General features: G+C 56.9%; 9 protein-coding genes. 7 read left to right on the plus strand and 2 right to left on the minus strand.

The features are described 5' to 3' along the window. Positions 1-298 precede the first annotated feature (298 nt). On the minus strand, positions 299-3,175 hold the full coding sequence (locus HG66A1_RS04895) for a hypothetical protein (protein WP_145181113.1): 2,877 nt from the start codon (positions 3,173-3,175) through the stop codon (positions 299-301). A gap of 504 nt (positions 3,176-3,679) precedes the next feature. Between HG66A1_RS04895 and HG66A1_RS04900 the strand changes: the two genes are divergently transcribed. Then, entirely contained in the window at positions 3,680-3,958 is a 279-nt protein-coding gene (locus HG66A1_RS04900) for a transcriptional regulator (protein ID WP_145037118.1), read from the plus strand. A gap of 10 nt (positions 3,959-3,968) precedes the next feature. On the opposite strand, the gene HG66A1_RS04905 is transcribed toward HG66A1_RS04900, so the two are convergent. Then, on the minus strand, positions 3,969-4,937 hold the full coding sequence (locus HG66A1_RS04905) for a bile acid:sodium symporter family protein (RefSeq protein WP_145181114.1): 969 nt from the start codon (positions 4,935-4,937) through the stop codon (positions 3,969-3,971). A 145-nt stretch (positions 4,938-5,082) separates the two neighbouring features. On the opposite strand from HG66A1_RS04905, the gene HG66A1_RS04910 reads away from it, so the two are divergent. The 6 genes from HG66A1_RS04910 to HG66A1_RS04935 all read left to right on the plus strand — a co-directional run bounded on the left by HG66A1_RS04910 (position 5,083) and on the right by HG66A1_RS04935 (position 13,697). Continuing rightward, positions 5,083-6,549: a UbiD family decarboxylase gene (locus tag HG66A1_RS04910; protein WP_197996984.1), complete on the plus strand. Its 1,467-nt coding sequence runs from the start codon at positions 5,083-5,085 to the stop codon at positions 6,547-6,549. A 25-nt stretch (positions 6,550-6,574) separates the two neighbouring features. Continuing rightward, positions 6,575-7,291: a bifunctional demethylmenaquinone methyltransferase/2-methoxy-6-polyprenyl-1,4-benzoquinol methylase UbiE gene (ubiE, locus tag HG66A1_RS04915; RefSeq protein ID WP_145181116.1), complete on the plus strand. Its 717-nt coding sequence runs from the start codon at positions 6,575-6,577 to the stop codon at positions 7,289-7,291. Positions 7,292-7,321: 30 nt separating this feature from the next. Then, positions 7,322-8,008, plus strand: a complete 687-nt coding sequence (locus HG66A1_RS04920; RefSeq protein WP_145181117.1) for a UbiX family flavin prenyltransferase — start codon at positions 7,322-7,324, stop codon at positions 8,006-8,008. Positions 8,009-8,143: 135 nt separating this feature from the next. Next, complete coding sequence (mutL, locus tag HG66A1_RS04925) at positions 8,144-10,102, plus strand: DNA mismatch repair endonuclease MutL (protein WP_145181118.1); 1,959 nt, start codon at positions 8,144-8,146, stop codon at positions 10,100-10,102. A 1,142-nt stretch (positions 10,103-11,244) separates the two neighbouring features. Next, entirely contained in the window at positions 11,245-12,588 is a 1,344-nt protein-coding gene (locus HG66A1_RS04930; protein WP_145181119.1) for a DUF1501 domain-containing protein, read from the plus strand. 470 nt (positions 12,589-13,058) lie between these two features. Then, positions 13,059-13,697 carry a hypothetical protein gene (locus HG66A1_RS04935; RefSeq protein ID WP_145181120.1) on the plus strand — a complete coding sequence of 213 codons (639 nt, stop codon included), beginning with the start codon at positions 13,059-13,061 and terminating at the stop codon, positions 13,695-13,697. The last annotated feature ends 231 nt before the right edge of the window (positions 13,698-13,928 follow it).

The following is a 13,928-nucleotide window of genomic DNA, read 5'->3' on the forward strand; positions in this document are numbered from 1 at the left end:
AGAGGTTGTTTCCATCACGTCAGACGAGCAGCAGAGTACCGGAAGGAGTTTAGAGAGAATGGAATCAGGCTTCCGGCCATTCAGAACGTGTTACCCAGAGTATTCAAACATTGAGACAGCTTTTCACTCTGTTTCTATACTGTTTATTATCAAGTTCTGCCCGCACCTTCAAGTGTCCCGCGCTGCCTCAGACACGATTGTCTGTGGATGTTCGGACGGCCTCCCGCATAGTCTGCCTATCATCTGACAGTGAAAGAAGTTAGTTTCAGAACTTTCTTCAGTAAATGCAGCGCGCCCCTCAGGGACTCAGGGGGGAATTCGAAGGAGATTCACTCCCGCTGGTCTGCTGGTAGAGCCTGGGTTCGGGTGTATAGGCAATCACCCGCAGATCATCAAACAGGATTGCCCCCAGCCCATACAGGTACATCGACAGCGTGAAGGTTCCGCTTCGGGGGACTTCCCGGATGACGTCGATCTTCTGCCAGCTGCTCTGCGCATTCCAGTGCAACGCCCCTCCCGGACCCATAATGCTGTCTTCCAGCGTGGCCCCTTCGGTGTGACCGATGATCGGGGAGCTCACTTTCACCCAGCCTGTGATATGCACGATCTGGCCGCTGCGGACCTCCAGGGGAGGCGTGGTCACTTTGACCAGCGGATCCTCGATATACGCAGGCACTTCACCCCGGTTGATCGGAGCAGCCAGCAGTCGCAGGCTGAAGTTTCCGGATTTCCGGTCGCGGGGATACAGCTCCGCGATCGCCTGAGTTCCAGTAATCGGGTTCTGTTTATGCTTCCAGCCTTCCGCTGTCATGGTGTCGATGTCTTCGAAATCACCGGAACGCAGCAGGTTCGACTGAATCTTACCGGAACTGCGGCCGATCTGTTCGATCATCCGCCAATGGTCGGGCAGGGTACTGTAGGCAATCGTGTAAGGGCTGGTGACTGCGGAATCAAAATTGTGGGTCGCTTCCCGCCACTGACTTCTTTGCAGAATTCGCAGCAGCTGCATCGCATCGCGGGCCTGAACTCGCGCGCGGTGATAATCTTTGCTCGCCAGGGTTTGTTCTGCCTGGGCAGACAGTTTGCGGGAACGTTCCAGGATCGCCGGCCCATCCAGGCGGGCAATCTGGCTGACTCCCATATTCACCAGTAACGCATTCGTCTGTTCGCAGCGTTTCAGCTTGGCACTGCTCATCTGCACGCAGGCCTCTGCGGATTGAGCACTGATCCCGGCTATTTTCCGTCGCAGATTTTCGATCAAGCCCTGATCCGACGTCATGATGATGATCGAGGTCATATCAAATTTGGGAATGCGGATCTGCACTCCACCGTTGACCCGTTTCCGGTCCAGGTTACGAATTTCGGTGGTGCTCACTTCCCAGACAGAAGCAGAAACGTTTCCGCCTGGAATGACGATAGTCGCGTCGTTCCCCGCCATCTGGTCCGGAACAAACTGGGCATCGTGACGATACCAGACCGGGAGAATCAGGGTTCCGAACTCGGATTGAATCACGGCGGCCTGCAGTTCCTCCGCTGTCTGTTTTTCCCTGAGCAGCTGCATTTCCCGCTCCGCGAGGCGCTCGTCACGGATCAGGCGATCTTTGCCGGCGGTCTTGAAGTCAGCTCCCAGCTGACCGATTTGGGGCGTTTCACGCTGTCTCAGACTAAAGGGAACGTGTGAAATCACGGTTCCCGCTGCCAGCCAGGGCTCGATCAGGTCGATCTCCAGGTTCAACTGCTCAATCGCCAGTTTTCGTTCCAGAGCACCTGGTGCAGAGGTCTCATCCAGTCTGCTGGTGGTCCAGTAGCCTGCCCCCCTGCAACCTGTGGAAAGTGCGCTATAGGTCTGCAGGCGAATCTGTTCCGGTTCCACTACGATCGGCAGTTTATTCGCAGTCTCCCGCCATTGACTGTTGGCTGCCGTCGGTTCCGTCTGGATCCAGGTCCACAGAAATCGGCCTGGTGCAACCTGTGTTTTTTCGATCAAAGTTTGCCGGTAGTCCAGCAGGCTGATATCGCTGTTCAGAATCCGCGGACTGGAACCGATCATCGAGACTTCACGTGAGATCTGTCGTTCTTTGCCCTGCACGTCCGCCATGATGGGACGTTTGAACTGCTGATCTGCACTCTGAATCTGACCGACGCGGCTGCGGATTTCGTTCCACTGATGACCGGGGATTCGGGTTCCCAGATTCCAGAAGATGATTGGTGCGGTCTGCTCATCAAAGGGGATCAGCGTCGCATCCCGAGAGGGGAGAAACGATCCCTGCGAGTCCTGGGGTCGGGGCGGGGTGGCCATCGCCCACAGACCCTGGCTGCGGAGTTGTCCCAGAAAATTGTAGTCGTCGAACTGGGGGGCCCAGATCACGTTCAGGCCCGCCTGTTTCATCGTGGCCAGGTTCTCGCCATGATAGCGGGACATCCGCGGAAACATCGGTTTCCCCTGCAGTTGAACCCGGTCCAGCAGGAACTCGACAATCGGTTTGACCTGTTCTTTCTGATAAGCGGCAGCAGTCTGCAGTACTGTCTCATTCGGATGGACGATGGGTGAGAGCTTCAGGTCATCCATCAGGAATTCCACTTTATCCGAAGAGGATCGGGTGACGACTAGCACCCGTTCCACATACATCTCGCGTGTATCCAGTTGGCGCAGTTTGCTGCGGCCCCGTAACAGTCCCAGCGACTGATTCACCAGAGGCTCTGAAGTCGTGCACTTCAGTTTCTGCCACTGTCCTTCGTCGGTATAGGTGTCGCCAATCAGATAAATGCGTGCTGCAGCGCCGGTTTCCGGGTCCACCTGGTGGGGCAGCACCGCTTCCAGTCCAATCCGTGTACCCCGGCGGTTCGATTTCAGCCAGAGTGAGACCGTCAGTTCATTGATAATCCGGCTGGCCGGCAGTGCATGCGATAACTCGATCAGCGATCCCAGATTTCCCGTTGAGACCTGCAGATGCTCGCAGGCAGCGCCCGCATGTTGAGCCGTCGTATTGCGGACATGCCAGTTCTTGCGGGCCATGTTGGGATCGAGGCGGACCTGCCAGCTGACACGGGAGGTGTCATCAAAGCCGGCTTCAAAAGACTCGGCGCGCAACGAGAGCGGTACTGATAAAACCAGCGGGAGAACGAGCAGCAGAACCCACGTTCTTGAAATCAGTTCACCGATTTTTCCTGGCATCAATGCCTGTTCTCAGCCCCATCCTGGGATAAAAAGATCTTGAAACTGTACCGGTCAGTCCGGTTTTGATCAGTCTGCAGGTTCAGATCGCTTTCGATCTTAAACCAAACTGGAGTCATACTTTTCCCAGCTTCAGCAGACAGATCACCGTTCAGCATTCTTTACGAAATGTTGAGCCCTGTCCGATTTTTGTTGCACATCGGCAACAGCCACGTTGTTAAAATACAACCCTTCGGTAAATCGCCTGAATCGAGCGATAAACCTCAGTGATTTTAGATGAAATTGCAATCTGGGCCAATACGAAGCCTCGCTTTTTTGCGAAACTGTCTGAACAGATGCTTTTTGTGCTGTATTTGCTAAGTCTCTGTGCGATCATGATTTACTGTGATTGTTTAATTAAAGATTCATATTCGGCATGAAATCTGTTCTATTGGTACCGTGAGTTTTCCATCTGAAATATGGATTGAGCAGCAATCGAAGGTCTCAACTGAGAAATAGAAACTGATGAATATGCGACTGACAGACGATTCCGATAGTGCCAGCCTCCCTCGCGAAGTCATTGACCTGGGCAAGAAAATTGCCGAGCTGCCTCGGGAGCATCAGGTGCACCTCGAAGTTTCCTACTCCCGTGTGGTTGAGTCCGTGAAACGCCGCCGCCGCATTCTGGGACTGATTCAGGAAGCACTCGCACAACTCCGCCTCGATGTGAAATACCTCATGTTCGACCTCGATATTACGAAAAAAGAACGTGATGAACTCAAAGCACGGCTGGAAGAAACCTAAGCGACACCGTTTACTCGTTTGACCCTTCTACCTGTTTTGCCTGGGACGCCGTTCTTCGCGACCAGATCTGTGCCAGAATCGTTCCCGTCAACATACAGCCAAACATATAGAGTGCGGGTGGCAGCGCAATCAATTCCTGATCGGGAAACAATTGCCCCGCCAGCACCGCACCCAGTCCTGCGTTCTGCATGCCGACCTCCAGTGTCAGTGCCCGCCGCTTCGCTTCGTCCAGTTCGAATGCCACTCCTGACAGGTACCCTCCCAGGTACCCCAGCAGGTTGATCACCAGCAGCACCAGCGCCAGTGAGAAAAACACCTGCTGCAGCCGCGCCGCGTTCAGGCTGATAATCGTGGCGATGATCCACAGGATCGAGAAGTTCGCAAACGTCGCTCCATAACGCTGCATCACCCTCTGAAACGAACCAACCAGCAGTGACAGCAGATGCCCGGTAATCACAGGCAGCACCACCTGGGTCAGCAGATTGACAAAACTGTTCTTCGCCAGTTGAACGGCGTCGATTTCCGTTCCCGAAACCGCCAGGTACAGAAACAGAGGCACCACCAGAGGCGAAAGCAGCGTTGCCGAGGTTGTCAGGCAGACCGAATAACTCACGTTACCCCGCGCCGTCAGCGTGAGCACGTTCGAAGCCATCGCACCCGGCACACATCCCACCAGGATAATTCCGATCCGCAATTCAGGCTGGTCCAGAAAGAACAGGCTCATCAGGTAACCCAGGCCCGGCATCAACGTGTATTGCACAAATGTGCCACTCAATACGGTATGCCAGCGTCGGAAGACCTCACGCACTTCCTCCCGAGGCAGCAGTGAACCGATCACGAACATGGTCGCGGTAAACAGATATCCCAGGTACGGCTGTGAATCGTGAAAGGGATGAAAATCTCCCGGGACGACGTCATCCCAGATGACAGCGACACCTGATAGCAGTATCAGCCAGAGCAGCAGAAATCGTTGCAGCATGGTTCACTTTTCCGGAAAGATGGTTGTTTCAGAATCGGAATATTCTATAAGGTTCACAGTCACCATCATTTGTTGACAGTCCGCAATCGGTTATGATTCCTGACTGTAAACAAAGCCTCCCTGAATTACTATGAACAGCACCAGAATGATAAACGCGGACCAGCTGGCTGATTTTGTCGCCGACTTTGAAGAACATGGACAACTCGTCCGCGTCTCTGCTCCCGTCGAGTCGGAACTCGAAATCGCCGCCATCACCGAGCAGGTTCTCAAAACCGCCTCGACTGATCCGCCCCCCGCACTCCTGTTCGACCAGGTCCGTGGCCACAAGGTTCCCGTGCTCACGAATCTGTATGGCAGCCTCCCCCGTATGCTCCAGATTCTCCGCAGCGACAGCCTCGACGCCGTCGCCGACCGCATCGCCGGACTCGTCGCACCGGATCTCCCCGAAGGCTGGTTCGACTCCCTGAAAATCATTCCCCAGTTCTCGCAGCTGCTCAACATCAAACCCCGCACCGTCAAAACCGCCTCCTGTCAGCAGGTCGTCAAACTGGGCCGCGATGTCAATCTGAGCGAGTTTCCCCTGCTCAGGAACTGGCCCGAAGAAGCGTTTCCCACAATCACCGCCGGCCAGATCGTCACACAGGATCCCGAACTCAAGAACCGCTTCGTCGACGCACGTCCGATTCAGGTCATCTCCGATCAGCAGCTCGCCATCCGCTGGAGCCAGCACGATGCCGGCTATCAGCTCCTGCAGCAATTCCAGGCCCGCCAGCAGCAGATGCCTGTCGCCATCGTCCTGGGTGCCGATCCGACCTGTCTCTACGCCGCTCATGCGCCACTCCCTTCGATTACCGATCCATACGCCTTCAGCGGTTTCCTCCGCAACCAGGCACTGGAACTCGTTCGCTGTCGCTCTGTCGATCTCGATGTCCCCGCCCAGGCCGAAATCGTAATGGAAGGCTTCATCGATACAACTGCAGATCCAATGACCGTGGGGCCCGTCGCTAATCCCACTGGTTTCTATAGTTCACCCACTGAAGTTTTCCCTTTACAGTTGTCTGCGGTCACACATCGCTCCAATCCGATCTGGCCCGCTTTGATTCCCGCTGCTCCACCTTCCGAGGCAGGTCTGTTCGCCCAGGTCACCGCGCGGCTCTTTCTGCCGCTGCTCAAACTGCTGGTCCCTGAAATCGTCGACGTCCATTTCCCCGCCGCAGGCATGGGACGCTACCTGTTATTTGTGAGCATCCGAAAATCTTACCCGCATCAGGCACGTCGCGTGGTAAATGCATTGTGGAGTCTGGAACGGTTACTATCATTAAAGATGATCGTGGTGGTCGACAGCGACACCGACGTCCAGGACGAACAACTCGTCTGGTCGCGCGTCTGCACCAACGTGAATCCGGGGCGGGACCTGATTTTTTCCGAAGGCCCCGGCGACGACGACGATCACAGCATGCCGGTGCAGGGGATCGGGCATAAGCTCGGTCTGGATGCCACCCGCAAATCCGCAGCGGAAGGGCACCCGCGTCCCTGGCCCGCCTCCCTGAGCATGCCCGCAGAACTACAAGAGCAGGTTCAGAGCCGCCTGGATGAACTCGGTCTGGCCTGATTACAGAAGAATTGATTGAAACGTTATGAATGTAGATAAAACCGGTTCCCGCGTACAACAGATGTTTGGTGAGATCGCGCCCCGTTATGATTTTATGAATCATTTCCTCTCGGGCGGCGTCGATTATTACTGGCGCTGGCGGACCGTACGGAAAGTCGCCCCTGCCGGCGAAGCACCTATTCTCGATGTCTGTACCGGCACCGGCGACCTGGCGCTCTCGTATCTCAAGAAGACCCGCGGCAAAAACCGCGTCGTGGGGGCTGACTTCACGCATGAAATGCTCCAGCTCGCGCTCACCAAAAACGACAGCGACGCGCTGACCTTCCTCGAAGCCGATACGCAGGAACTCCCCTTCAGCGATAATCAGTTCCAGATTGTCTCGGTCGCGTTTGGACTGCGGAACGTGTCTGATACCCGTCGCGGGCTCAAAGAGATGATTCGTGTCTGCCAGCCCGGCGGACAGGTCGCGGTGCTCGAATTTTCTATTCCCACCAATCCGCTGTTCCGCGCCTGCTACCAGTTTTATTTCAAACATATTCTGCCCCGCATGGGACAACTGCTGGCCCGCAACCAGCAGTCCGCCTATAACTATCTGCCCGAATCGGTCTCGGAGTTCCCCTACGGCAAGGCGCTCGCCGACATCATGGATGAGTGTGGCCTGGAAGGAACCCGCTGGTATCCGCTCACGTTTGGTATCGCCACCCTCTATACCGGCGTGAAACCCGCTGCCCCCGCTTCTTAAGTTTTCGATCCAACCGCGAGGTACTCGCTCATGTCCAACAATGTCGTAGTCGCAGTCACCGGCGCCAGTGGTGCCATCTATGCCGTCCGCCTGGTCGAAGTTCTGATGGCCGCCGGCCGCACCGTGCATCTCACCATCAGTGCTGCCGCCGCACACGTCTTGCGCCACGAACTCGGTCTGAAAATCGACCTGGAAAACTTCGATCCCAAGCAGCTGCTCCCCGATCCCGATAGTCAGCCCAGCGACAGCGTGCTCAGCAAAATGAAACCCACGAGCAGCGAAAGCTTCGCGCTCAGTTCCGTGCTGGGCGAGGCCGAGTTCAAACAGGGAGATCTGATCTACCACCACTACCAGGATTTCTCCGCAGGCATTGCCAGTGGATCGTTCCTGACCGAAGGCATGGTGATCTGCCCCTGTTCCATGGGCACCCTCGGCACCATCGCCGCCGGTTCCGGCAGTAACCTGATTCATCGAGCCGCCGACGTGCACCTCAAGGAACGTCGCAAGCTGATCGTCGTCGCCCGCGAAACCCCGCTCGGGCTGATCCCGCTGGAAAACATGGTCCGCCTCACCCAGGCAGGTGCTACCATCCTGCCCGCAGCACCCGGCTTTTATCACAACCCGGTCACCATTCACGACCTGGTCGATTTCATCTCGGGCCGCATCTGCGATCATCTCGAAATCAGGCATGAGATTCACCAGCGCTGGGGAAAATAACGCCCCGCTTCCCGGGTGAAACTGGTTTAACTCTGTTCATCATCGCTGAACTCCTTCATTGCGATTCCGCCTCGTTCCGGTTAAAAACAGAACTGGAACTGGCACAATTTCTTATCAATCGGACTGATCAAACTCATGGAACGGACCGCCGCCGTGCAATCGCTCTCCCGCATTCACCAACTCGATACCAGCGTGATTAATAAAATCGCCGCCGGAGAAGTCATCGAGCGGCCGGCCAGTGCGGTGAAAGAACTGCTCGATAACAGCATCGATGCCCTCGCGACCCGCATCGAAGTTGACATCATGAATGGCGGCGCCGATCTGATCCGCGTCGTCGATAACGGCGAAGGCATCCACCCCGACGACCTGCTGCTCGCCGTCTCCAGTCACGCCACCAGTAAAATTTCCAACGCGGACGACCTCTTCAGCGTGCAGACCATGGGGTTCCGCGGCGAGGCCCTCGCGTCCATTTCCGAAGTCAGCCGCTTCCGCATCCGCACTCGCACCGCCGACCAGACACAGGGACTCGAGTTCGAAGTCAACACAGGCACTCCCGGAAAACCACAACCCTGCGGCTGTCCACTGGGCACCTCGATCGAAGTTCGACAGCTGTTCGCCAACACGCCGGTCCGCCGCAAGTTCCTCAAAACCACCAAGACCGAATTCGGACACATCAGCGAACAGTTCACCCGGGCCGCCCTCGCGCATCCCCGGCTTTACATGGTCCTCAGACACAACAACAAAGTCATCTTCGATCTCCCGCCGTCCGATAACCTCATCGATCGGCTCCGCCTGTTCTATGGCAAGAAACTGTCCGACCACCTGATCTGGGTCGAATCGCAATTGGAAGACGTCCGCATCTGGGGCTATGTCTCGCATCCCAGCGAAAACAAATCGACCCGCAAAGGACAGTACCTGTTCCTCAACGGTCGCTGGATTCAGGATCGCACGCTGCAGCACGCGTTGACCGAAGCCTATCGCGGACTGCTCATGGTCGGCCGCCAGCCGATCTCGTTCCTCTATCTCGACATGCCCCCGTCCATGGTCGACGTCAACGTGCATCCCACGAAATCGGAAGTCCGCTTCCGCGACAGCCAGTCGCTGTACCGGCAGCTGCTCTCCACGCTCCGCAGCCAGTTCCTCAGCATGGATCTGCAGTCGCAGATGTCGCTTTCGAAAAAAGGCGACCTCCCCGAGCCGTCGCAACCCGCGGTTCCGACACCCGAACAGAAACAGACACAGCTGGAACTGACGACCTGGGCCAAGGAACAGCTTAAACAGGTCGCCGACGATCTTCCCGCTCAGAAAATCAGCGGCGAAGCCCGCATGATTTCGCCCCCCTCCGACCTGGCGGCTCCCTTTACCGCTGCCGACGCGATTCCGCTCTCGCACTTCCAGCAACAGCGCGAACAGGAACAGGCTGGAGCAGGGGAGAACGCATCTCCTACACCAGCTGAACCTGCGGCTCCCTTCATTCCCGACATCGATCGCCCCGCAGATCAGTTCGCGGAAGCCGCTACCGCCGATCTCAGACCGATCCAGGTCCTCAACTGCTACATCGTCGTCGAAGTCAAAGGCGCGCTGACCATCATCGATCAACACGCCCTGCACGAACGGATCATGTACGAGTACTTCCGCAAACGCGTACTCTCTCAGTCGGTCGAAGCGCAAAAGCTGCTCGTCCCGCTGACCATCGAAATGAGCGCCAAGGAAACCGCCCTCATCCTCGACCACGCTGAGATGCTCGCCAGCTTTGGACTCGGTATCGAAGAGTTCGGCGGCAACACACTGCTGGTCACCAGCTATCCCGTGATGCTGAAAAAAGCGAACCTCGAACAGCTCGTCCGCGACATTGCCGACAACCTGGACAACGCCAAACAGCCCTCCCGCCGCGATTTGCTGGATGAACTCATCACGATGATGTCCTGTAAAGCCGCCATCAAAGCGGGACAGCGCCTGACGCAGGAAGAAATCTACAGCCTGCTCGAACAGAGGCACCTCATCGACGATGCCCACCACTGTCCCCACGGTCGGCCTTCCGCACTGGTGCTCAGCCACGCCGAGCTCGACCGTCAGTTCGGACGCATGGGTTAAACACCGCACTCCAATTTCATCGTTGATGCACAGTGTCGGTTCCCACTCTCGCTGCACAAATAGAACTTGATCCGCCCCTCCCGATCCGTATGGTATTCCCCCTCTGGCTCGCGCGCGAGGCGGGTTCGCGTGCACCGGAACAGCCGGAACTGGTGTCGCATTCACACCTGAATTGGCGTCGCTGTTCACTCTCGGATCACTGGAACCTGTCGCATACATTCGCATTGTGCTCCCTCCCATGTTCAGGGCAGACCAGGACACACTCCGGCCAGACAGGGACAAAATCCAGGCCACACCAGGACAAAATCCGGCCACATCGGGACAAAATTTTGTCTTGACCTCCCCGTGCCGATCGGCAGAATCAGACCCATGATCAAAACAGGATGTTGGGGCAGTGCCTGTGTGCCTGCCCGCCTGGCGACACTCCACTTGCTTCAACGTCCAATGGACCTCCATAGAAAGCTCCCCCCGTGAGCGGAATGGCGCCAGCCACCGGTAAAACAGGGAGCGTCAACCCTCCCTCCCCGGCAGCCAACCTCCTCTACCTGCGAGATCAAAAAACAGAAACAACCAATCCTACAAATCGGCACCAGCAAGAAAAGACGAAGACCATCCACGGCACACCGACCACTACTGAATATCAAGCAGCACTTTGAATTAACCATCGCCTCGCCGCGGCAACTCAAAACTTTGGGACCACCCGCGGTGTGTTTCACAAACCAAGATCCACGCGTAGGGGCGCCCTTGTGTGGTCGCCCGCCTAAAGACAGACAATTTGCTTCCAATTCCAATGGCCCCCGGAAATACATCTCGGGTAACCCCGGATGCAATCCGGGGCGAGCAGGAGGTCACAGCTCACTCACACAATTCAGGACCGGTTTCAGCCATCATCTCTCCATCACAACTGAAAGATCTTTTCGTGTCTTTCGTGCTTTTCGTGGTAGTAAGCCCTTCGCACCTTTCGTGGTAGTCAAACCTCACAAACTAAACCTCCTTTAGTAATCCAGAACCACCGCCAACTTCTCTTCCCGACCCGTTTTCCGACCGGTACAATATTCCTGCTCACCCTGGCTGGTCAGAACCGAACCGGCAACCACCCGCCAGCTCACTACCGAGTCCCGCCCGTTTGGAGAACCCCCGCGATGCTCTCGATCCCCGGCTCATCACAGCGACAGTGTAACGGCTCGCGCCGGCAGTTCCTCAAGATCGGCGGACTGGCACTGGGTGGACTCTCGCTTCCGCAGATTCTCGCAGCACAAGACCAGGCCGGTACTCCCGCCGGCAAGCTGGGCCACAAAGCCATCATCATGATCTTCCTCTCCGGCGGTCCCTCCCACCAGGACATGTACGATCTGAAGATGGACGCCCCCTCGGAAATTCGCGGTGAATTCCGCCCCATCGACACCAATGTCCCCGGCATCCAGATCTGCGAACACATGCCCCGCCTGGCCGCGATGATGGACAAGTTCGCCGTCATTCGCTCCCTGCACGGATGCCCCGATCAGCACGCCTCCGATCTCTGCATGAGCGGCTGGCCCATCGGCGACGGAGAGCGGCAGTCAGGGCATCCCTCCCTTGGCGCGGTCGTTTCCAAAGTTCAGGGGCCGGTCGATAAAGCAGTGCCCCCCTTCGTCGGACTCAGCATCAAAAGCCGCCACGAACCGTACGGTAATCCCGGCTTTCCCGGTTTCCTGGGCAAAGCGCATGCCCCGCTGCAGCCGACTGGCGAAGGTATGGACAACATGCGTCTGCAGAGCATCACCCTCGATCGCCTCCGTGACCGAAAAGCGTTACTCGCCGGCTTCGATGCCTTCCGCCACTCCGCGGATCAGGCCTACGACGGTCTCGACGCCTATTCCCAGCGGGCCTTCGATGTGCTTACCTCCAGCAAACTGGTGGAAGCCATGGACCTCGAAAAAGAAGAACCCGCACTCCGTGACCGTTACGGACGGGGCGACGATTCACCCGCGTTCGGCGAAGACGCCGGCCCACACTGGATGGATCAGTTCCTGATGGCCCGCCGCCTGGTCGAAGCAGGCGTCCGTTGTGTCACGCTCTCCTTTGGCAGCTGGGACCGTCACCATTCGAACTTCGCCCGTCTGCCTCTGCAGCTCGCGAAACTCGACCAGGGCATCACCGCTCTCGTGGAAGACATCCATAACCGCGGTCTGCAGGATGACGTCAGCGTCATCGCCTGGGGCGAATTCGGACGCACGCCCCGCATCAACGAAAACGCCGGCCGCGACCACTGGCCGCAGGCCTCCTGTGCACTCCTCGCCGGGGGCGGCATGCGAACGGGTCAGGTCATCGGCTCCACCAACCGCCTGGGCGAAGTCCCCCTCGATCGACCGCTGCACTACCAGAACGTCTTCGCCACCCTGTACCGCCAGCTGGGAATCGACCCCGCCACCACCACAATCCCCGACCACGCCGGCCGCCCGCAATACACGCTCGATCTCCGCGACCCCATCGCCGAACTGATCTGATGGTGCGACCACGAATTGCTTGAAATATTTTCTACCACGAAAGACACGAAAAGCACGAAAGAAAAAGGGCTGGTATCGACATATCGAAAACAGTGAAAAAGGGTAGCCCCGAATGCAATTCGGGGTGAGCGGAGCGAACAAGAGGTCGCAGCTCATGCATCCAATTTCAGAACCAGGTCTCCTATGAACAAGCCGCATGAGGCACAACGATCACCAGTAGGCCATTTCGCAGAGACTTCCTGTTGTCTGCGACAATACTGGATTACATCCGGTACCCCCTCCCGGATCGATTATCTAAAATGACCGGATGCATCTCTTCTCCAGCCCCCATCTGATTTCCATTCGTGTCTTTCGTGGTTCCTCCCCACAATAAATCACAGTTTTTGATAGCCCTCAAGAAACGCACCTGTTTACAATAGGCCATCCGCCATTTCTCGTCCCTTGATTCCCATTTCAGGAAAGTGACCGCGATGCTCAAATCAACCCTCTGCTTCTGTCTGGCTGTGATGGTTCTGGCTCCCGCATTATTACAGGCGGAAAAGAACGCCACACTCAAACCGGCTCTGGTCAAAACCGGTCAGCCCACTCAGAGTGAAGCATTCGACCAGAAGAAACTCGGCAAGCAGTGGGGCGCCAACAAAGGGGAATGGACTGTCTCGGAAGGTCTGCTCGTCGGTAAAGAACTGCCCGCCGACAAACATGCAGCCGTGCTGACCTGGAAACTGCCGAACCGCAACTCCATGCTCCGCTGCTCGTTTCAGCTCAAGGATGCAAAGTTCTTTCACCTGAGTCTGAATCATCCCAAAGGGCATCTGTTCCGCGTGATGATCGACAAGAATGGAATGATTCTCCGCACCGACAAAGACAAGAAAGACCCGAAATCAAAACCGATTACGCTGGCAAAAGCCCAAGGCAAACTCGATCCCAACCAGTGGTACACGCTGCAGCTCGAAATGCAGGGCGATCAGGTCGTGGCCCAACTGGATAACGGCTTGAAAGTCGCCGGCCAGCATCCCTCACTCGACAGCCAGAAGACCGGCTACCGCTTCGTCCTCAAAGGCGACACACTCCTGCTCGACGACATGGCCGTCTGGAACCTCGACGATTAACCGTCACACATTCCTCCCAGTGAGCGGCAAGGCGCTAACCGCCGGTAATCACGGTTGTCGTTGACCACCAGAACCGGCGACGGGTTCCCTTCCGCTCACATCATCGGGTGAGCCCGAATGTAATTCGGGCCGAGCGCAGCGAGCAGGAAACCGTCAGTGCCAGCAAAAAATCAGCAACAGAATTGTAGCGGAGAACCTGTGTGTCCTCCCGCCGGAGTGCCACGTCCATTC

It is taken from the genome of Gimesia chilikensis (assembly GCF_007744075.1).
GTDB lineage: Bacteria > Planctomycetota > Planctomycetia > Planctomycetales > Planctomycetaceae > Gimesia > Gimesia chilikensis_A.